Here is a 20276-nt window from a genome sequence, read left to right as displayed (position 1 = left end):
GGGGCTCCACGGGCGATGCTGTTTGCGGCTCGCCCCCTCCACCACCGACTTCGTCGGCGGTCCCCCTCCCCGTGCCGGGGAGGATTGGCTGTTGTTCAACGCCGGGCGTCTCTGCTTCCAGCACTTCCTCGCTGGGCGGGGCGGTCTCGGCTTCGTCGGCGTCGGTTTCGACGATGATCAGCGCGGAGCCGATCGCGACCTGATCGCCGACTTCGCCGGCCAGCTCGACGACCGTGCCGGAGACGGGCGATTCCATCTCCACCGTCGCCTTGTCGGTCATCATGTCGGCGACCTGCTGGTCCTCCTCGACACGGTCGCCGACCTTGACGTGCCAGGCGACGATCTCGGCTTCCGAGATGCCTTCGCCGATATCCGGGAGACGGAAGGTAAAGCGGGCCATGCGGATCAGTCCTTCAGGAGTTTCTTGAGCGCGGTGCCGATGCGGACGGGACCGGGGAAATAGGCCCATTCGAGGCTGTGCGGATAAGGCGTGTCGAAGCCGGTGACGCGCTCGACCGGGGCTTCGAGATGGTAGAAGCAGCGTTCCTGGACGAGGGCGGAAAGCTCGGCGCCGAAGCCCGAGGTGCGCGTCGCTTCATGGACGATCAGGCAGCGCCCGGTCTTCTTCACCGAGGCTTCGATCGCTTCGATATCGAGCGGCACGAGGGTGCGCAGATCGATGATCTCGGCATCGACATTGCCAAGCTCCTCGATCGTGTTGACCACGACATGGACCATCGCGCCGTAGCAGAGGATGGTAACATCATTGCCGGGGCGGACCACCGAGGCCTTGCCCAGATCGATGCGGTAATAGCCCTCCGGCACCTCGCCGCCGGGATGCCCGGCCCAGGTCTTGGCCGGGCGATCATAATGGCCGTGGAACGGGCCGTTATAGATACGCTTGGGCTCGAAGAAGATCGTCGGATCATTATCCTCGATCGAGGCGATCAGCAGCCCCTTGGCATCATAAGGCGTCGACGGGATGACGGTCTTCACGCCCGAGACATGGGTGAAGATGCCCTCGGGAGACTGGCTGTGCGTCTGGCCGCCGAAGATGCCGCCGCCGAACGGCGAACGCACCGTGATCGGCGAGATGAACTCGCCCGCCGAACGATAGCGCAGCCGCGCGGCTTCGCTGACGAGCTGATCGAGCGCGGGATAGATATAATCGGCGAACTGGATCTCGGGCACCGGCCTGAGGCCATAGGCACCCATGCCGACCGCGACGCCGATGATGCCGATCTCGGTGATCGGCGTGTCGAACACGCGGGTCTTGCCATATTTGGCCTGAAGCCCGGCGGTGGCGCGGAAGACGCCGCCGAAATAGCCGACATCCTCGCCCATCACGATCACATCGGGATCGCGGGCCATCATCACGTCCATGGCGGAGTTGATCGCCTGGATCATGTTCATGCGGGTGGTGGTCTGCTCAGCCATGCGTCACCGCCATTCCCGCGAAAGCGGGAACCGAAGGGCAACGAAGCGCGGTGCGCCGGGCACTGGATCCCCGCTTTCGCGGGGATGACGAATGAAGAAAATCGATCACAGGCCGGCTGCCTTTTGTTCGTCGAGCATCTGCTGACATTGTTCCTTCAGGTGCCAGGGCATCTCCTCGAACACCCCCTCGAACATCGTCTCGAACGCCTGGTGCAGGCCGTGCCCAAGGATGCCGTTCTTTTCGGCCAGCTTCTGCGCGGTCTTCACTTCCTCCGCGAGCGCGAGGTCCTGCGCGGCGTGGCGCTCCTCGTCCCATTCGCCCAGCGCGATAAGGTGCTGCTTCAGGCGCTGGATCGGATCGCCGAGCGGCCAGGAGGTGGGTTCACCGGCCGAGCGATACTGGGTCGGATCGTCCGAGGTCGAATGGCCTTCGACACGGTAGGTGAAATGCTCGATCAGCGTGGGGCCCTGATTGGTCCGCGCGCGCTCGGCGGCCCATTGCATCGCGGCATAGACAGCGAGGATATCGTTGCCGTCCACGCGCAGCCCGGCAATGCCATAGCCGAGCGCGCGCGCCGCGAAGGTGGTCGATTCCGCCCCGGCGAAACCGGAAAAGCTCGAAATCGCCCATTGATTGTTGACGACGTTGAAGATGACCGGGGCGCGATAGACCGTCGCGAAGGTCAGCGCCGAGTGGAAATCGCCCTCCGCAGTCGATCCCTCGCCACACCAGGTCGCGGCGATACGGCTGTCGCCCTTTGCCGCGCTCGCCATCGCCCAGCCCACGGCCTGGGGATATTGCGTCGCCAGATTTCCCGAGATCGAGAAGAAGCCGAAGCGCTTTTCCGAATACATGATCGGCAGCTGGCGGCCCTGCAGCTTGTCGCCGGTGTTCGAATAGATCTGGTTCATCATATCGACCAGCGGACAGCCGCGGGTGAGCAGGATCCCCTGCTGGCGATAGGAAGGAAAGCACATGTCATCGGCGGCCAGCGCGATTGCCGCGCCCACCGACACCGCCTCTTCGCCGGTCGATTTCATGTAGAAGCTGGTCTTGCCCTGGCGCTGGGCGCGGAACATGCGCTCGTCGAACGCGCGGGTAAGCGCCATCGAGCGCAGCATCCGGCGCAGCGTATCGGCGTCGAGCTTGGGGTTCCATGGACCCACCGCATTGCCCGCATCATCGAGCACGCGGACGAGCGTATAAGCGAGCTCATGGAAGCTGTTGGCGGGATCGGCGGTGTCGGGCCGGCGGGCGGAGCCGGCGGCGGGCACATCGACGGTGCTGAAATCCACCTCGTCGCCCGGGCGGAACTTCGGTTCCGGCACGTGCAGCGACAGCGGCGGCAGATTGGAGCGGTCTCGCTCGGCTTCCATGGTCTCTCCGGGGCGTTATGCCCCGCGATAACGCGCGGGGACTCGTATTGGGGCCTTGTTATAAAATTTCAAAGCATGGCGCAACAAGGTCAGCGGTACTGACCGAAATCGCCATGCGCGGCCAATGCGACGAAAGGCGATTGACTCTCGGAGCTACTGGAACAGAATAGGAACATTCTGCATTCCCGAGTCGTGAGCATCGAGAGTCCCACGTGGCCGACCCCGCTGTCCTGAAGCAATTGCGCGAGACGCTGAACGGTCTGGAGGACCGCGGTTTCCGCCGCCGTCCGGTCTTGCCCTTCGGCATCGACGCGATCGATTCGCGGCTGGCGCCGGGCGGCCTCAGGCTCGATGCGCTCCACGAGGTGGCGGCAGCGGGGCCGGACATGGCCGAGGATTGCGCCGCCACCCTGTTCATGGCCGGGATCGCCGCGCGCGCCTGGGGCCCGGTGCTCTGGGTCGTGCGTCGGCGCGATCTGTTTGCGCCGGGGCTGTCGCAGGCCGGGCTCGATCACAAGAGGCTGATCCATGCCGAGGCGCGCGACGATGCCGAAGTGCTGGCGGTGATGGAGGAAGCGCTGCGCCATCGCGGGCTGGGCGCGGTAATCGGCGAAGCGAAGCGCGCCGACATGACCGCGACGCGGCGGCTGCAACTGGCCGCCGAGGGCGGACGGACGATCGCGCTGCTGATGAAGCGCCATGCCCGCGAAGGCCGGGATCCGATCGCCACCCCTTCCGCCGCGGTGACACGCTGGCGGATCGGCTGCGCGCCTTCGACGCCGCTGCCGGTGGAGGGCGTGGGGCGGCATCGCTGGCGCGTCGAGCTCGCCCGGCAAAAGGGCGGGGAAGGTTTCACCCAGATATTGGAGGCATGCGATGCAACGGGTCGCTGCGCTCTACCTGCCCAACTGGCCGATCGATCGGCTGCGGCAGGGAGAGCGGCGCGGCGCGCCGCCTGAGCCGCGCGCCCTCCCTTCCTTGCAGGCCCCGCTCGATCCGCTGACCGAAGCGGCGGCGCGCGAACAGCAGCATGTCTGCTCGGTACCGCGCGGCGGCGGCTGGCGGCCGGGCGCGCGCTGGGCGCGGGATGGCGATCCGATCGTTCCCAAGCAAATCCTCCCCGAGCTCGTCTCGGGGAGGGGGACCAGCGAAGCTGGTGGAGGGGCCGCGCCGCAGGCGCGTAACGGTGGCGCGAGCCTCATCGCCGCTGCTTCGCGCGGCACCCCTCCACCCTCGAGCTTCGCTCGGCGGTCCCCCTCCCCCAGCAAGCTGGGGGAGGATTTTAGGCCCCTCGTCACCTCGATCCGCAATGGCGGGCGGATCGAGATCGCGGCGGCATGCCCGGGGGCGCAGGGGCTGGGGCTTCAGCCGGGCATGGCCGTTACCCAGGCGCGCGCGCAATTTCGGGGACTCGATATCCGACCCGCCGATCCCGAAGGCGATATGGCCGCCTTGCGCGGCCTCGCCATCGCCCTCGCGCGGCGCTGGACGCCGACGGTGGCGATCGAAGGCATGGATACGCTGTTCCTCGACCTGACCGGCGTGGCGCATCTCCATGGCGGCGAAGCGGCGATGGCGCGACGGCTGTGCCGCATGCTGGCGCGGTTCGGCTTCGCCTCGCGCGTGGCCATTGCCGATACGCCGGGCGCGGCATGGGCGCTCGCGCATCATGGCGAGGCGGGGATCTGCGCCCCGGGCGCACAGGGCGAAGCCATCGCGCCCTTGCCGATCGAGGCACTGCGCATCGATCCGCGCGCGGCGGAGCTGCTTCACCGGCTGGGCGTCACGCGCATCGGCCAGCTCGCCGAAATGCCGCGCGCGCCCTTGGTCCGCCGCTTCGGCGCAGGGCTGGTGACCCAGTTGGAGCGGGCGATGGGGCGCCTGCCCGAGCCGCTGCATCCGGTCATTCCCCCCGAGCCGATCGCCGTGATCCAGCGTTTTGCCGAGCCGATCGCGACGCCCGAGGCGATCGCGCACTGGCTAAGCGAGCTCGTCACGCGGCTCGCCGATGCGCTGGCCGCGCAGGGCCTGGGCGCGACGCGGATCGAGCTGGTCGCAGCGCGCGTCGATGGCGTGCCGCAGCGCATCCGCGCAGGGCTCGCCCGGCCGAGCCGCGACCCCGCGCATCTGCTAAAGCTGCTCAGCCGCCGGATCGAGGATGTCGAGCCGGGCTATGGCATCGATTCGCTCGCGCTCCACCTGCGTCGCGCCGATGCGCTGGGCGCCCAGCCGATGGTCGAGCGGCTTGACGAGGAAGCGGCACCCGATCTCGCGCCGCTGGTCGATACGCTCGCGACGCGGATCGGCACCGGGGCGATGTGGCGCAACGCTCCGGTGGAAAGCGACGTGCCCGAACGATCGGTGGCGCGCGCGCCGGTGCTCGATCCCCCGGCACGCGGCGCGGCGCGCGGCCGGATCGATGCGGTCGGCCAGCTCGATCGCAGCCCCGCGCTCCATCCCTGGCACCCCGAATGGCCCAAGCCCGCCCGGCTGCTGCGCCGGCCCGAACGGCTGGACCATGTGGTCGCCGAACTGCCCGACCATGCCCCGCGCCGCTTCACCTGGCGCGGCACGGCGCACCGCGTGGTGCGCGCCGACGGGCCCGAGCGCGTGCATGGCGAATGGTGGAAGCGCGACATCGAGCGCCACAGCGTGCGCGATTATTTCCGCGTTGAGGACGATATGGGCTGCCGCTACTGGCTGTTCCGCAAGGGCGATGGCGAACGCGCGGCGACCGGCGATCTCAGCTGGTATCTCCACGGCGTGTTCGGATGAGCCCCGCCACCGGCTATGCCGAACTCCAGGTGACGACGCATTATTCGTTCCTGCGCGGAGCGTCTTCGCCCGAGGAATTGTTCCGGCAGGCGGCCGCATTGGGCCTGCCCGCGCTGGGCATCGTCGATCGCAATTCGGTGGCGGGCGTGGTGCGCGGGCTGAAGGCGTCGGAAGAATTGGAGGCAGCGGGCTATCCCATCCGGATGATCGCCGGCTGCCGGCTCGATCTGGTCGATGGCACGTCGATCCTGGTCTGGCCCGAAGATCGCGCCGCATGGGGCCGCCTCACCTCGCTGCTGACGCTCGGCAAGGGGCGGGCAAATGCGCAGAAAGGCGAAAAGGGCAAATGCTTCCTCCATTGGGAGGACGTCGCTGCCTATGCCGGGGGGCTGGTGGGCGCGCTGGTGCCGGGCCTGGCGGACACCGGCGATGCGATTTCGCTGCAATGGATGGCGGATGTGTTCGGCGACGACCGCGGCTATCTCTGCCTGACGCAGCACCGCCGCCCGGGCGATGCGATGCGGCTGCATGCGCTGAACCAGGCCGCGCGCCGATACGGCCTGACCCCGCTGGCGACCGGCGACGTGCTCTATGCCGAGCCCGACAATCGCATGCTGCAGGACGTCGTCACGGCGATCCGCGAGAAATGCACGATCGACGAACTGGGCTTTCGCCGCGAGCGCAATGCCGACCGGCATCTGAAATCCCCCGGGGATATGGCGCGGCGGTTCCGGGATCATCCCGAGGCGCTGAAAGCTTCGATGGCGATTGCCGAGCGCTGCACCTTCTCGCTCCGCGAGCTGAAGCACCAATATCCCGAGGAATATGTCTTCAGCGGCAGAACCGCGCAGGAAGCGTTGCATGCGCTTGCGTGGAACGGGCTCAAGCAGAAGTTCGCCGGCAAGCCGGCCAAGCCCTATCGCGACCTGCTGACGCACGAGCTCAAGCTGGTCGAGCAGATGGGCTATGCGCCCTATTTCCTCACGGTCAATTCGATCGTCCAGTTCGCGCTCAGCCAGCAGATCCTGTGCCAGGGGCGGGGCTCCGCGGCCAATTCGGTGATCTGCTTCGTGCTGGGCATCACCTCGATCGACCCGATCGAGCACCAGTTGCTGTTCGAACGCTTCATCTCAATCGAGCGCAAGGAGCCGCCCGATATCGATGTCGATTTCGAGCATGAGCGGCGCGAAGAGGTCATCCAGTGGATCTACGAGACCTATGGCCATGCCCATGCCGCGCTGACGGCGGTGGTCAGCCGCTTCCGTTCGCGCGGGGCGCTGAGAGAAGTTGGCAAGGTGCTGGGGCTACCCGAGGATCTCACCGCGGCGCTGGCGAGCCAGGTCTGGGGCTGGTCGAACGAGGTCGACGACCGGCACGCGGATGCGCTCAATCTCGATCGTAGCGATCCGCGCCTCGCGCTGACGCTCGATCTCGCGCGGCAGCTGATCGGCACGCCGCGCCATCTGTCGCAGCACCCCGGCGGCTTCGTGCTGACCCGCGACAAATTGCACGATCTGATCCCGGTCGAGCCCGCCGCGATGATCGATCGCCGCGTCGTCGAATGGGAAAAGGTCGATATCGAGGAACTCGGCTTCATGAAGGTCGATATCCTCGGCCTCGGCATGCTGGGATGCATGCGCCGCTGCTTCGATCTGCTGGCCGAGCACAAGGCCATCCATCTGACGATGGCGTCGCCCCTGATGCAGAAGGACGATCCGCGCACCTTCGCGATGATCCGGCAGGCCGATACTCTGGGCGTGTTCCAGATCGAGAGCCGCGCGCAGATGTCGATGCTGCCGCGGATGCGGCCGGTCAATTTCTACGACATCGCGATCCAGGTCGCGATCGTCCGCCCCGGTCCCATCCAGGGCAATATGGTGCATCCCTATCTCAAGCGGCGGCAGAATCCGGCGCTGGTCGATTATCCCTCCCCCGCGCTGGAGGAGGTGCTCAGGAAGACGCTGGGCGTGCCGCTGTTCCAGGAACAGGCGATGCAGGTCGCGATCAAGGGGGCCGGCTTCACCCCGAGCGAAGCCGATCGGTTGCGGCGCGCAATGGCCACCTTCAAATCGACTGGCGGCATCGGCGAATTCCGGCCCAAGCTGCTGGAGGGGATGCGCGCCAACGGAATCAGCGACGAATTCGCCGAGCGGCTGGTCGCGCAGATCGAAGGTTTCAGCAATTACGGCTTCCCCGAGAGCCACGCCGCCAGCTTCGCGAAGATCGCTTATGCGTCGAGCTGGATGAAATGCCATCATCCCGACATCTTCTGCGCGGCCTTGCTCAATTCGCAGCCCATGGGTTTCTACGCCCCCGCCCAGCTCGTCCGCGATGCGCGCGAACATGGCGTCGAGGCGCTGCCGGTGTGCATCAATGCCAGCGTGTGGGACACGCAGATGGTGCCGGGCGCGGACAATGCGCGGCCCACCGACGCGCGGTTTTGCGGGGATGCTGCCGATTGGCGCGCGCTCAGGCCGATACGCCTGGGGATGCATGCCGTGCAGGGGCTCGACAGCAAGGATGCCGCCCGCATCGTCGCGGCGCGGAGCGCCGGGCCGTTCACCTCTATCGAGGATGTATGGCGCCGTTCGGGTGTGAAGCCTTCCGCGCTCGAACGGCTGGCGCGCGCCGATGCGTTTCATGCGCTGGGGCTCAACCGGCGACAGGCCTTGTGGGCGATCAAGGGACTGGTGCAGGCGCCGCTCCCCTTGCTCGCGCTGGCCGATGCCCGTGCGGGCAGAATCCTGCCCGAGACGATGGAAGCACCGGTGGAATTGACGCCGCTCACCGCGGGCCGCGAAGTGGTAGAGGATTATCGCGCCACCCAGCTTTCGCTGCGCGCGCATCCGGTGTCGTTCCTGCGCACCCGACTGGCGGCTCGGCGGATCACCAGATGCGGCGATCTGGTGAATATGAAGGACGGCGCACGCGTCGAGGTCGCCGGGCTGATCCTCGTTCGCCAGCGGCCCGGCAGCGCGAAGGGTGTAGTGTTCGTGACGCTGGAAGACGAGACCGGCATCGCCAATGCGGTGCTATGGGCGGATCGCTTCGAGGCGCATCGCCGCACCGTGATGTCCGCCACCATGCTGGCGATCCGCGGCAAGGTGCAGAAGGAGGGCATCGTGATCCATGTCGTCGCCGAAGAAATCGAGGATTTCACCCCCTGGCTGCGCGCGGTGGGCGACCTCGACCTGCCCCGCATGACCATGCCCGGCGATGGCGCGACGCATGGCGGGACGATCGATCCGCGCGATCGCAAGCCCGACACCCTCCGACTGGCCCCGCAGCGTGCGCTCCAAGCATGGCCGCCGCGACGCAGCAGGCACGACGATGGCTGCATTCCGATCAAGTCGCATGACTTCCACTAGGTCCGGACTTCGGAGACCTCGAACGTCCCTGCCGGCGCGGGCCTGAGCAGATGCTCGGGCGTGGCTGCCGGATCCAGCCATTCGGCGAAATCGCGCCGTTCCAGAACCACGACCTGACGATGGTGATACGGCGCCACGTCTTCGCCCGCAGACGTGGTGAGCATGGTATATGCCTCGCCGACCCTGGGATCGCTTCGCCAGAGCCCGGCGATGCAGAACCAATCCTCGCCCCGCTTGGTGAATTCCCATTTCCGCTTGCGCTTCGGCTTCTTCCCCGAAGCATCGGTATCCGGATCGGTGAATTCGTAAAATCCGTCGGCGATGATCAGGCAACGGCCATTGGCGAAGCGACGCCCTTCAGAACGGAAATTATAGACCGGCTTCCCCGTCGGGCCGGGCCAGCTCCACCGGCGCACCACCATCTCAGCCGCCCCATCGGGCGCGGCGCGGACAATGGCGTTGCGATCCGTGATCCGGATGCTGTCGAGCGGAGCCAGATTCGGCATCCCCTCCGGGAAATGGATCGGGATGCGAAGATCGTGGAAGTCGTCGCGAAGCAAACCCAGCGCGACGCGCCGTGCCTGTTCGTTGCACATCGCTCAGTCCGCCGTAACCGTCTGCTCGATCACACCGAAGATCGGGTGGTGCTTGTCGTCCTCCGCCCAGATGCGCACGGTATCCCCGGCCTTCAGGAACGGCGTCTCGGGCTTGCCGCGCAGGATGGTCTCGACGGTGCGGACCTCGGCCAGGCACGAATAGCCGACGCCGCCATCGGCGATCGGCTTGCCCGGCCCGCCATCGGCGTCGCGGTTCGACACGGTGCCCGATCCGATGATCGTGCCCGCACCCAGCCTGCGCGTCTTCGCGGCATGGGCGATCAGCGTGCCGAAATCGAAGGTCATGTCCTCACCCGCTTCGGCGCGGCCAAAGGGCTTGCCGTTCAGATCCACCATCAACTTGCGATGAAGCTTGCCGTCCTTCCACCAGTCGCCAAGCGCGTCAGGGGTGACGAACACCGGCGAAAAGGCGCTGGCGGGCTTGGACTGGAAGAAGCCGAAGCCCTTGGCGAGCTCGCCCGGTATCAGGTTGCGAAGCGACACATCGTTGGTAAGCCCGACCAGCCGGACCGCCGCCAGCGCTTCCTCTCGCGATGCGCCGAGCGGCACATCACCGGTGACGACCACCACTTCAGCCTCAAGATCGCAGCCCCAGCCTTCATCGGCGAGCGGGATCGGATCGCGCGGCCCCAGAAACCCGTCGGACCCGCCCTGATACATTAGCGGATCGTGCCAGAAGCTATCGGGCATCTCGGCGCTGCGCGCCTGCCGGACGAGGGCGACATGGTTCACATAGGCGGAGCCATCCGCCCATTGGAACGCGCGCGGCAGCGGCGCGGCGGCGAGTCGCTCGTGAAAGCGCTCGCGCGGGATCGTCTCATGCTCGAGATCGGTGGCGAGATTGCGCAGATCGCCCTCGACGCGATCCCAGTCGTCAAGCGCCGCCTGCAGCGTGGGCGCGATCATGCTGGCGCTCGCATACCAGGCGAGATCGTTCGATACGACCACGAGCTTGCCGTCGCGTCCGTGCTTCAGGCTGGCCAGTTTCATGCGTCTCTCCCAAGGGTTTCGCGGAGCATAGGCCATGTTCGTCGCGCAAGTAACCAGCCGAATCGCTTGACCTTCGCGCGCTTGCGGGCCATTCGCGCCGCGCCGGGCAAGACCCGCGCTTTGGAAAGCCCAGCCGCCGAGTCCTGTCGAAGGGCGGCTTTGGGTCCCGCCGGCAGGCGGAGTCGCGTATCCAATGGCCAATGTAGCAGTGATCGGTGCCCAATGGGGCGACGAGGGCAAGGGCAAGATCGTCGACTGGCTCGCCGAGCGGGCCGACATGGTCGTGCGCTTCCAGGGCGGGCACAATGCCGGCCATACGCTGGTGGTCGGCGAGAATGTCTACAAGCTCTCGCTGCTTCCCTCAGGCATCGTGCGCGGCACGCCCAGCGTGATCGGCAATGGCGTGGTGCTCGATCCGTGGCACCTGAAATCCGAAGTGGAGAAATTGCGCGGCCAGGGCGTCGATGTGACCCCGGCCACGCTCAAGATCGCCGACACCTGCCCGCTGATCCTGCCCTTTCACCGCGATCTGGACGCGCTGCGCGAGGATGCCAGCGGCGCGGGCAAGATCGGCACGACCCGGCGCGGGATCGGCCCGGCCTATGAGGACAAGGTGGGCCGCCGCGCGATCCGCGTATGCGATCTTGCGCATCTCGACGATCTCGGGCCGCAACTCGATCGCCTATGCGCGCACCATGACGCGCTGCGGGCGGGCTTTGGCGAACCGCCGGTGGACCGCGCCGCGCTGGTCGCCGAGCTGAAGGATATCGCGGGATTCGTCCTGCCGTTCGCGGCGCCGGTCTGGCGCGACCTGGCGGAGGCGCGCTCGCGCGGGCGGCGGATCCTGTTCGAAGGCGCGCAGGGCGTGCTGCTCGACATCGATCATGGCACCTATCCCTTCGTCACCTCGTCCAACACGGTGGCGGGCACGGCGGCGGCGGGCAGCGGCATGGGGCCGAGCGCCGTCGGCTTCGTGCTGGGCATCGCCAAGGCCTATACGACGCGGGTGGGATCGGGTCCCTTCCCCACCGAGCAGGACAATGCGATCGGCGAGCGGCTGGGCACGCGCGGGCACGAATTCGGCACGGTCACCGGGCGCAAGCGCCGCTGCGGCTGGCTCGATGCGGTGCTGCTGCGCCAATCGGCGGCGGTATCCGGCATCACCGGAATCGCGCTGACCAAGATCGACGTGCTCGACGGGCTGGACGAAGTGGCGATCTGCACCGGCTACCGGCTGCGCGGCGAAATGCTCGATTATTATCCCGCCAACGCCGCCGATCAGGCTGCGGTCGAGCCGGTCTATGAAACGATGCCGGGGTGGCAGGAAACCACGGCGGGCGCGCGAAGCTGGGCCGAGCTGCCCGCGCAGGCGATCAAATATATCCGCCGCATCGAGGAGCTGATCCAGTGCCCGGTCGCGCTGGTTTCGACCAGCCCGCAGCGCGACGACACGATCCTGGTACGCGATCCCTTCGCGGATTGAGCCGCGCATGAGCGGAACGCGGCCGGAACCTTTGCCTCGGCAGGATCCCGGCCGCACCGGCTTTGGCTAGCGGGGATCAGGCCGCTTCCGGTCCTTCTTGCCGCTCTCCGGCGCTCCTTCCGGGGCGGGTGCCGGATCGGTGGTGGTGGTTGTCGCGTCAGGCGCGGGTGCCGGATCGGGCTTGGCCACGGGATCAGCGGGGTTGGTTGCCGGGGTGTTCGTGCCGGCGGGGGCGCCGGCCGGAACGTCCTGCGCGAAGGCCGCGGGGGCCGCGAATAGCGCTGTTGCGCGGATCAGAGTTTTGAACAACATACTCGGCAATCCTCCTTCGGTTGTTGCCGGGGAAGGTTCGACGCCTTGCATATGTCCGGAATGTTTCAGGTCGAATCGGCCAATCCCGGCGATCCCACCGGCGGGCAGCGAAGCGAGCCGCGGGCGCGACGGGCCGCGCGCACTCAGCGACCGGTCTGGGCGCGGTGCAGGAGCTTCTGGTCGGCGAGCACCAGCGCCATCATCGCCTCCACCACCGGCGCGCCGCGGATACCCACACAAGGATCATGGCGGCCCTTGGTGCGGATCTCTGTTGCTTCGCCTTCGCTGGTGATCGTCTCCACGGGCGTCAGGATCGAGCTTGTCGGCTTGAATGCGACGCGCAAGCGGAGCGGCTGACCGGTGGAGATGCCGCCAGTAATCCCGCCGGCATGGTTGGCGAGGAACTGGGGATGGTTGGTGCCCGGGCGCATCGCATCGGCATTTTCCTCGCCCGAAAGCGCAGCGGCACCGAAGCCGTCGCCGATCTCCACACCCTTCACCGCGTTGATCGACATGGCGGCGGCGGCCAGTTCGCTATCAAGCTTGGCATAGATGGGTGCGCCCCAGCCGGCGGGCACGCCCACCGCCTCGCACGCAATCACCGCACCGAGCGAGGACCCTGCCTTGCGCGCGGCATCGACGGCGGCTTCCCAGCGCATCGCGGCGGCGGCATCGGGACAGAAGAACGGATTGCGCTCGATCTCGTGCGCGTCGAAATTGTCATAGTCGATCGCGTCGCCGCCGATCGCCTCGACCCAGGCGGTGATCTTCACCTCCGGAATCACCAGCCGGGCCACCGCTCCGGCCGCGACCCGCGCGGCGGTTTCGCGCGCCGAGGAGCGCCCCCCGCCGCGATAGTCGCGAAAGCCGTATTTGGCGTCATAGGCGTAATCGGCATGGCCAGGGCGATAGGCCTTGGCGACCTCGGAATAGTCCTTCGAGCGCTGGTCGACATTGTCGATATGGAGCGCGATCGGCGTGCCGGTGGTCTTGCCTTCGAACACGCCCGAGAGGATGCGGACCTGATCGGGCTCCTGCCGCTGCGTGGTGAAGCGCGAGGTGCCCGGGCGGCGCCTGTCGAGGAATGGCTGGATGTCGGCTTCGCTGAGCGCCAGCCCCGGAGGGCAGCCATCGACGATCGCGCCCAATGCGGGCCCGTGCGATTCGCCCCAGGTGGTGAAGCGGAAGACGCGTCCGAAGGTGTTGTAGCTCATGCTTCCCCGCCCAGTTGCGCGAACGCGGCGGCGTGGATCGCCTGGCCTCGCACGCCACAGGGCATCGCGCCGCCCTGCAATGGCAGCGCCATGAAATACTCGCCCGCATAAGGCGACGCAAATCCGCTTGCCCAGTCGATAGAGAAACCGAAGCGCGAATAATAATCCGGATCGCCCAGCACGAAGCACAGCATCGCCCCCGCATCGGCGAGGTGCGCGATGCCGGCCCTTACCAGCGCTTCCGCAACGCCTTGCCCGCGATGCGACGCATCGGTCGCCAGCGGCGCAAGCGCGACGGCGGCGATCGCCTTGCCGCCGATATCCACCGTCATCCGGCTGAACGCGACCATGCCGGCAAGCCCGCCATCATCCTCATCATCGGCGATCAGGGTGAGGACCATATCCCCGTCCATGCACAGCCGCTGGACGAGCTGGGCTTCACCGGCATCGGGAAAGGCCGAGCGCAGCAGCGCGTCGATTGCAGCGACATCGCCGCCCGTCGCCGCGCGAATCGCGATGCTCACGCCAGTGCGATGTCCGGCGCGTCCTCTGCCTTCATGCCGATCACATGATAGCCGGCATCGACATGATGCGTCTCGCCGGTGACGCCGCTTGCCAGATCGGAGAGCAGGTACAGAGCAGAGCCGCCGACATCCTCGATCGTCACGTTGCGCTTGAGCGGGCTGTTGAGCTCGTTCCACTTCAGGATCAGGCGGAAATCGCCGATGCCGGAAGCCGCAAGCGTCTTGATCGGGCCGGCCGAGATCGCGTTGACGCGGATATTGTCGCGGCCGAGATCGACCGAAAGATATTGGACGCTGGTCTCGAGCGCGGCCTTGGCCACGCCCATCACGTTATAGTGCGGGATCACCTTTTCGGCGCCGTAATAGCTGAGCGTCAGCAGGCTGCCGCCGTTCGGCATCATCTTCGCCGCGCGCTGGCAGACCGCGACGAACGAATAGACGCTGATGTTCATGGTCAGCAGGAAATTGTCGAGGCTGGTATCGACGTAACCGCCGCGCAGCTCGTTCTTGTCCGAGAAGCCGATGGCGTGGACGACGAAATCGATCGTTGGCCAGCGCGCAGCCAACGTCTCGAACGCGGTGTCGAGCGCCGCCATATCGCTGACATCGCAGTCGATCAGGAAATCGCTGCCGAGTTCCTCCGCCAGCGGGCGCACGCGCTTCTCCAGCGCCTCGCCCTGATAGCTGAATGCCAGTTCCGCGCCGTGCTCGCGCAGCTTCTTCGCAATGCCCCATGCGAGCGAGCGATCATTGGCGAGCCCCATGATCAGCCCGCGCTTACCCTGCATTAATCCGGTCACGCCGAAACCTCCGTCTGTTGCGGCTCCTCTAAACCGTCCTGCGGCACTTCCGCCAGAGCCGCGTTGAGTTCTGCCCCTACGACAACGCCCAATCCGATGATGAAGAAGAAGATCAGGGCGATCATCACCCCCGCCAGGCTGCCATAGGTGAGGTCATAGCCCCCGGCGAGCGACAACACCCAGGGGAGCAAAGCCGTGGTGCCTGTCCACCAGATCGCTACAAACGCCGCGCCGGGCCATTTGCGGCACTTCGCCTTGCGATATTTGGACGGGGTGAGCGAGTAGAACAGGATATAGAGCGCACCGAACAGCGCCAGCGCCGGGGCGAGCTTACCCAGTGATACGAGCTGCCGCGCCTCCCTGGTGAACGGAAGGACGCTGGTGAGGAACTGCTCGACTGCGGTCAGGATCACCTGGAAGCTGAACGCCGCCATCGCCAGCACCACCGCGCCGACGATCATCCCGATCGCGCCAAGCCGATAGCGCCAAAAGGGTGTGGAGGATTGCGTGCCATAAGCCCGGCGCAGGATCTCGCGCACCGTCTCGATAAAGCCGGCGGTGGTCCACAGCCCGACAAGCGCGCCGAACCACAGCAGATTGCCCGAGCGGGCTTCGAGGACGTCCTGCACCGGCTGAGCCAGCACCGCAGCGACATCGGGCGGCACGGTGCGCAGAAAGGCGTTGAGCGCCGCCACCGTATCATGGCTGCGTCCGATCAGCCGCGCGATCGCCGCCGTCACGATGAAGAAGGGAAACAGCGTGACCAGCGACAGATAGGCGAGGTTCCCAGCATGGGTGAAGCCGTCGGTATAGGTGCCGATCGCGACGCGCTTGAGCACCACCAACGCGCGCTGGCTTATCCCGACATCCCCCAGCCGCTCGCCGAACCCCCTCCTGCGAGCCTCTGGCGATTCGGGCGAGATGCCCGGCGGGATGGGCTCGATCGGAGAGACATCGGTCACGCCGAGCTAGACGCCCATTCTCGCGCGCGGGTTCCGCTCATCGGTCCAGCCCTGGGCGAAGGCGGCCAGATCCGCATCATCAGCCGGCAGATCGACAATCAGCGTGACCAGCAAATTGCCGCGCCCGCCGCCTTTCTTGTGGAAGCCACGGCCCGAGAGGCGCAATACCTTCCCCGAGGACGAGCCCTTGGGAACCGTCAGCATCACCGCGCCATCGGGCGTTGGTACGCGCACCGGCCCGCCGAGCACCGCTTCCTTGAGCGTCACCGGCAGGTCGAGGCGGATATCGTCGCCGCTGCGGGTGTAGAAGCGGTGCGGCTGGATTTCGATTGTGACGATCGCATCACCCATTCCGCCCGGACCTTCGTCGCCCTTTCCGGTGAGGCGCATCTGCGTGCCGGTCTCGACACCCGCGGGAAGCTTGAGATCGATCGTCTTGCCGTCACGCAGGGTGATGCGCTGCGGGCTGAGCCGGGCCGCATCCTCGAACGAGACCGACAGGCGATATGCGACGTTCGCCCCTTTGGGCGCGGGCCGCCGCCCGAATCCGCTGGCGAAGCCGCTGCCGCCGCCGCCGCCGCCGCGCGCACCGCCGAACAGCCCCTCGAAAATGTCGCTGAAGCCGCCGCCGTCGCCGCCGAAATCGCGGGCGCTGAAGCCGCCCTGCGGCCCGCCGGGGCCGCCGCCGCCAAAGCCGAAGGGCGCGGTGGGATTGCCGTCGGCATCGATTTCGCCGCGATCGAAGCGCGCGCGCTTGTCCTTGTCGGTCAGCAGGTCATAGGCTTGGGTCACCTTGCTGAAACGCTCGGTGGCCTTTGGGTTGTCCTTGTTCTTGTCGGGATGCAGCTCCTTGGCGAGCTTGCGGTACGCCTTCTTGATCGTCGCCTCATCGGCGCCGCGGGCTACTCCCAGTGTTGCGTATGGATCGGCCATCTAAATCCCTTTTACCGGCGGCTATTTCGGCGCGCCGGGGCCTGAACGCAAGGGTCAGGAGACTGGTTCGGTCAACGGCTCGACATCGACCGAGACATGCATGTTCTGCGCGCCCGATCCCAGAACGACGCCATCGACCGGTGCAATATCCGAATAGTCGCGGCCGATCGCCACCACGATATGGTCCTCGGCCATCCAGATGCCGTTGGTCGGATCGACCCCGACCCAGCCAAGATCCGGCCCGGCCCAGACGAGCACCCAGGCATGCGTCGCGTCCGCGCCGACCAGTCTGGGCTGGCCCGGCGGTGGCAGCGTGCGCAGATAGCCCGAGACATAAGCCGCAGGCATACCGGCGGCGCGCAACCCCGAGATCATGATCTGCGCGAAATCCTGGCAAACACCGCCGCGCTTTTCGAATGCCTCGCGCGGAGGCGTATCGACCAGGGTTGCATGGGGATCGAAATCGAATTCGCGCTGGATGCGGCTGGCGAGTGCGAAAGCGGCCTCCAGCACGCCGCGGCCGGGGTCCAGATCCTCCGCGCACCACCGCGCGATATCGGCATCGAGCGGAATGAGCGGAGAAGGAAATATATAGCTGGCCGGGCTGGCTGGAGAAGCATCCCGGCTGGCACGGGCAAGCAGGGCCACATCGGCGAGCGTCGGATCATCCGGCCGGGGAAAAGGGATCGGACGATCGACACGGACCCGCGCGGTGCTGGTGATGGTGAGTGACCGCGCCGGGGCCTCCACCACCAGCCGCATCACATTGGCGAGTCCCGCCTCCGCGCGCGCGGGATGGATGCGGCCATGCGGCTCGATCGTCAGGCTGTATTTCTCGACCTCCTGCCCAGACCAGTGGATCGGCTGGAGGCGGAGATTGTTGCGCGCAAACCCCACCGGCCGCGCATATTCGAAGCGCGTCACGTGCCGGATATTGTAGAGCATCACGCCAGCACCATCCCCGCGGCGCGCAAAGGCTCTGCACCCTGGAGGAAATAGCGGCGCGCCACGGCGTCGGAGAGCTCGGTCAGCCGCACGCCGATATCGCCGAGCGTCCAATCATCGATTCGCGCCGCGCTCGCAGTGACCAGGATCGCGGCGAGAGCGCGCGCCTGCTCCTGCTGCGGCTCGGCAAGCCCGCTGTCGGAAAGCACGGGCAACTTGTTGAGATGACCGGAGATCGCCGCGACCTGGAACGCGATGCCGCGCGGGTTGCTGGGATCAAGCGTGACCAGATCGAGCACGGGGATGCGCGCAATGCCGGTCAGATAGCGCTGACGATAGCTGATCTGGCTATCGGCAAGATCGAGCAGGGTCGAGAGATCGTCGCTCGTCGCATCCGGCCCGCCAAAGGCGCGGATGGCGCGCACCGCATTGGCAGCGCGCTCAATGCGCCGCCCGATATCGTGGAAGCGCCAAGCGTCGGTGCGGCCCATATGTTCGGCCGCGAGCCCCGCGAGCGCCGAATAGCGCCGCTGGAGGCTGCCGGCCTTGTCGAGCACGCCGCCGCGCGTCGGAAAGGGCGCATCGAGCAGACGGATCACATCGGCCGAAAGCCGCTCGCGCGACACTTCGCCGATCCGCCGCGCCTGCGCATTGGTGTGGCGGACGCTGTACCAGCCCTCCTCACCCTCCATCGCGGTGCGGATCAACGCGGTCAGATCGGCGCGCTTATACGACTTGGGCTCGGGCGCAGCGCCCGCTGCGACGACGAGACTGACCAGCCGCCGTACCGTATCGGCGGAGAGCGCCGCGCCGGTATCCGCGCTGATCGAATGGCCGAGCAGGACGCGCAGCACGCCGAGCAGCGCCTCCCCACGCTCCAGATAGCGCCCGAGCCAGAACAGATTGTCGGCAACGCGGCTTGGCAAGGTGCCGGGATTGCGGCGCAGCGCGGTGCTGTCCCGCGCAGGCAGCAGCGACACGGGGGCCGCCGCCTCGCCGCCATGGATCACGACATCGGCAGACCAGACGCCTTCGCCCATCACTGCGGCGCGGGCATCGGGATGCTCGCCGATCCGGGCAAAGCCGCCCGGCATCACCACCCAGCCGCCATCGGCCCCGCGGGCCGCAAAGACGCGCAACGTGAAAGGCCGCGGCGCAAGCTCGTTTTCGGAGACAACCGGCATGGTTGAAAGCCGAACGACTTCCTGCCCCACATAATCCTGCGGCCGACGCGCCAGATCGGCGAGCAGCGCCTGGCGCTCCGTGCCTTTCATGCTGGATCCGAGCGCCGCCTTCCCATCGGGCAAGCCGAGCGGCTTTGCGCCGAAGGCAGGGGCGATCACCAGCGTCTCAAGATTGGCCTCGACATATTCGCGCGCAGCATCCTGCCCGCACCACCAGGTCGCGATGTTGGGCAGCAGCAGCGGCTCGCCGAGCAGCTTGCTGAGCCGGGGCAGGAACGCATGGAATGCAGGCGCTTCGAGCAGCCCCGCGCCGGGCGCGTTGGCAATCACGACATTGCCCGCCGCCATCGCGTCCACCACGCCGGGCACGCCGATCGTGGAATGCGAATCAAGCGCCAGCGCATCGAGCAGACGCGGATCGAGCCGGTGCCACAGCGCATCGACGCGCTTCAGCCCGGCTATCGTGCGGACATAGAGCTTGTCGTCGAGCACCGCGAGATCGGGCCCTTCGACCAGCAGGAAGCCCAGATAACGCGCGAGATGCGCCTGCTCGGCATAGCTGGGATTGAGCCGCCCCGGTGTGAGCAACGCCATGCGCGGCTCTACCCGCTGGCACGACGCCGCCAGCCCTTCGCGAAAGGCAGCGAAGAACGGGGCCTGGCGGGCGATCTGCAAGCGGTTCGGCAGCCCGGCGATCGTGCGCGCCATGGCCAGCCGGTTTTCCAGCGCATAGCCCGCACCCGCGGGTGCGCGGAGGTGATCGGCGAGCACGCGCCAATTCCCCTCCGGCCCACGGCACAGATCGAACGCGACGAAATGGAGATGGTGACCGCCGGGCGGATCGAGCCGCGTGAGCGGGCGAAGGAAATAGGGGCTGCCGGTAACCAGCGTGGCCGGGACATGCCCATCTGCCACCAGCGTCTGTTCGCCATAGAGATCGGCGAGCAGGCGCTCCATCAGCTCGGCGCGCTGGGCGATTCCAGCTTCGATGCCCCGCCACTCGGCGTCCGGGATGAGCAAGGGCACCGGGGAGAGCGGCCAGGGGCGCTCTTCGTCCTCGCCCTCGCCCGCGATGCGAAAGCCCGTGCCGATATCGGCGGCGTGGCGCTGCGCACGCTCACGCGCATGATCGAGATCCTCGCCGCTAAGCCCGGCCAGTTCCTCGAACAGCGCGACCCAGGCGGCGCGATCCCCCCTGTCGGCGCACAGGGCGTCTCCACCGCTCGACGCGGCACAATAATGGGCGATCCACCGGTCCGCGATGGTGCTTGCGTCGAACAATGGTGCGGCGCTGCTGGCCACAGACAATCCCCTTTCGGGGACTCTGAGCGAATCGATGTTGCCACGCAACATGG

17 protein-coding genes are annotated in these 20276 nt (G+C 67.0%); 4 read left to right on the top strand and 13 right to left on the bottom strand.

What is annotated here, in order from left to right:
• The 3 genes from SSO01S_RS17615 to SSO01S_RS14175 form a co-directional block, all read right to left on the bottom strand.
• On the bottom strand, positions 1-400 hold a 400-nt coding region (locus SSO01S_RS17615), incomplete at its 3' end, for a biotin/lipoyl-containing protein (RefSeq protein WP_304644506.1).
• A gap of 5 nt (positions 401-405) precedes the next feature.
• A complete protein-coding gene (locus tag SSO01S_RS14180; RefSeq protein ID WP_066799946.1) occupies positions 406-1413 on the bottom strand; it encodes an alpha-ketoacid dehydrogenase subunit beta in 1008 nt (335 codons plus the stop codon).
• A 129-nt stretch (positions 1414-1542) separates the two neighbouring features.
• Positions 1543-2814, bottom strand: a complete 1272-nt coding sequence (locus tag SSO01S_RS14175) for a 3-methyl-2-oxobutanoate dehydrogenase (2-methylpropanoyl-transferring) subunit alpha (RefSeq protein WP_066799911.1) — start codon at positions 2812-2814, stop codon at positions 1543-1545.
• A 212-nt stretch (positions 2815-3026) separates the two neighbouring features.
• On the opposite strand from SSO01S_RS14175, the gene SSO01S_RS14170 reads away from it, so the two are divergent.
• From SSO01S_RS14170 to SSO01S_RS14160, 3 genes are read left to right on the top strand one after another with little or no spacing between them, the layout of a single operon-like run.
• On the top strand, positions 3027-3773 hold the full coding sequence (locus tag SSO01S_RS14170) for an ImuA family protein (protein WP_245646793.1): 747 nt from the start codon (positions 3027-3029) through the stop codon (positions 3771-3773).
• On the top strand, positions 3691-5589 hold the full coding sequence (locus SSO01S_RS14165; RefSeq protein WP_083943097.1) for a Y-family DNA polymerase: 1899 nt from the start codon (positions 3691-3693) through the stop codon (positions 5587-5589). Before SSO01S_RS14170 ends, SSO01S_RS14165 begins: the two co-directional genes overlap by 83 nt.
• On the top strand, positions 5586-8957 hold the full coding sequence (locus SSO01S_RS14160; RefSeq protein ID WP_066799909.1) for an error-prone DNA polymerase: 3372 nt from the start codon (positions 5586-5588) through the stop codon (positions 8955-8957). The genes SSO01S_RS14165 and SSO01S_RS14160 overlap by 4 nt, the downstream gene beginning before the upstream one ends.
• Here SSO01S_RS14160 and SSO01S_RS14155 read toward each other — a convergent pair.
• Entirely contained in the window at positions 8954-9553 is a 600-nt protein-coding gene (locus tag SSO01S_RS14155; RefSeq protein ID WP_066799907.1) for an SOS response-associated peptidase, read from the bottom strand. The genes SSO01S_RS14160 and SSO01S_RS14155 overlap by 4 nt on opposite strands.
• A 3-nt stretch (positions 9554-9556) precedes the next feature.
• On the bottom strand, positions 9557-10564 hold the full coding sequence (locus SSO01S_RS14150; RefSeq protein ID WP_066799905.1) for a fumarylacetoacetate hydrolase family protein: 1008 nt from the start codon (positions 10562-10564) through the stop codon (positions 9557-9559).
• A 193-nt stretch (positions 10565-10757) separates the two neighbouring features.
• Between SSO01S_RS14150 and SSO01S_RS14145 the strand changes: the two genes are divergently transcribed.
• Positions 10758-12047 (top strand): adenylosuccinate synthase, encoded by a 1290-nt coding sequence (locus tag SSO01S_RS14145; RefSeq protein WP_066799903.1) that lies wholly within the window; start codon positions 10758-10760, stop codon positions 12045-12047.
• Between the two features lie 66 nt (positions 12048-12113).
• Here SSO01S_RS14145 and SSO01S_RS14140 read toward each other — a convergent pair whose 3' ends face one another.
• From SSO01S_RS14140 to SSO01S_RS14105, 8 genes are all read right to left on the bottom strand, one after another.
• Entirely contained in the window at positions 12114-12359 is a 246-nt protein-coding gene (locus SSO01S_RS14140) for a hypothetical protein (protein ID WP_066799901.1), read from the bottom strand.
• Positions 12360-12502: 143 nt separating this feature from the next.
• Positions 12503-13573: a chorismate synthase gene (aroC, locus tag SSO01S_RS14135; RefSeq protein WP_066799899.1), complete on the bottom strand. Its 1071-nt coding sequence runs from the start codon at positions 13571-13573 to the stop codon at positions 12503-12505.
• On the bottom strand, positions 13570-14097 hold the full coding sequence (locus SSO01S_RS14130) for a GNAT family N-acetyltransferase (RefSeq protein ID WP_066799890.1): 528 nt from the start codon (positions 14095-14097) through the stop codon (positions 13570-13572). Before SSO01S_RS14130 ends, aroC begins: the two co-directional genes overlap by 4 nt.
• A complete protein-coding gene (gene fabI, locus SSO01S_RS14125) occupies positions 14094-14897 on the bottom strand; it encodes an enoyl-ACP reductase FabI (protein ID WP_066799888.1) in 804 nt (267 codons plus the stop codon). The genes SSO01S_RS14130 and fabI overlap by 4 nt, the downstream gene beginning before the upstream one ends.
• Positions 14894-15772 carry a YihY/virulence factor BrkB family protein gene (locus tag SSO01S_RS14120; protein ID WP_245646795.1) on the bottom strand — a complete coding sequence of 293 codons (879 nt, stop codon included), beginning with the start codon at positions 15770-15772 and terminating at the stop codon, positions 14894-14896. The genes fabI and SSO01S_RS14120 overlap by 4 nt, the downstream gene beginning before the upstream one ends.
• A gap of 93 nt (positions 15773-15865) precedes the next feature.
• Positions 15866-16792, bottom strand: a complete 927-nt coding sequence (locus SSO01S_RS14115; RefSeq protein WP_066799876.1) for a DnaJ C-terminal domain-containing protein — start codon at positions 16790-16792, stop codon at positions 15866-15868.
• A 54-nt stretch (positions 16793-16846) separates the two neighbouring features.
• The gene (locus SSO01S_RS14110) at positions 16847-17737 is read right to left on the bottom strand and encodes a transglutaminase family protein (protein WP_066799871.1); all 891 of its coding nucleotides are present in this window, start codon (positions 17735-17737) and stop codon (positions 16847-16849) included.
• The gene (locus tag SSO01S_RS14105; RefSeq protein WP_066799869.1) at positions 17737-20223 is read right to left on the bottom strand and encodes a circularly permuted type 2 ATP-grasp protein; all 2487 of its coding nucleotides are present in this window, start codon (positions 20221-20223) and stop codon (positions 17737-17739) included. The genes SSO01S_RS14110 and SSO01S_RS14105 overlap by 1 nt, the downstream gene beginning before the upstream one ends.
• Between the last annotated feature and the right edge of the window lie 53 nt (positions 20224-20276).

Origin of the sequence: Sphingomonas soli NBRC 100801 (assembly GCF_001591025.1) — a bacterium.
Classification (GTDB): Bacteria; Pseudomonadota; Alphaproteobacteria; order Sphingomonadales; family Sphingomonadaceae; genus Sphingomonas; species Sphingomonas soli.
This window is presented reverse-complemented; position numbering and strand designations above follow the sequence as displayed.

Coding starts and splice junctions, on each gene's coding strand:
- SSO01S_RS14145 (WP_066799903.1), top strand. CDS start 10,758: ATGGCCAATGTAGCAGTGATCGGTGCCCAATGGGGCGACGAGGGCAAG.
- SSO01S_RS14165 (WP_083943097.1), top strand. CDS start 3,691: ATGCAACGGGTCGCTGCGCTCTACCTGCCCAACTGGCCGATCGATCGG.
- SSO01S_RS14160 (WP_066799909.1), top strand. CDS start 5,586: ATGAGCCCCGCCACCGGCTATGCCGAACTCCAGGTGACGACGCATTAT.
- SSO01S_RS14175 (WP_066799911.1), bottom strand. CDS start 2,814: ATGGAAGCCGAGCGAGACCGCTCCAATCTGCCGCCGCTGTCGCTGCAC.
- SSO01S_RS14155 (WP_066799907.1), bottom strand. CDS start 9,553: ATGTGCAACGAACAGGCACGGCGCGTCGCGCTGGGTTTGCTTCGCGAC.
- SSO01S_RS14150 (WP_066799905.1), bottom strand. CDS start 10,564: ATGAAACTGGCCAGCCTGAAGCACGGACGCGACGGCAAGCTCGTGGTC.
- SSO01S_RS14140 (WP_066799901.1), bottom strand. CDS start 12,359: ATGTTGTTCAAAACTCTGATCCGCGCAACAGCGCTATTCGCGGCCCCC.
- SSO01S_RS14110 (WP_066799871.1), bottom strand. CDS start 17,737: ATGCTCTACAATATCCGGCACGTGACGCGCTTCGAATATGCGCGGCCG.
- SSO01S_RS14115 (WP_066799876.1), bottom strand. CDS start 16,792: ATGGCCGATCCATACGCAACACTGGGAGTAGCCCGCGGCGCCGATGAG.
- aroC (WP_066799899.1), bottom strand. CDS start 13,573: ATGAGCTACAACACCTTCGGACGCGTCTTCCGCTTCACCACCTGGGGC.
- SSO01S_RS14180 (WP_066799946.1), bottom strand. CDS start 1,413: ATGAACATGATCCAGGCGATCAACTCCGCCATGGACGTGATGATGGCC.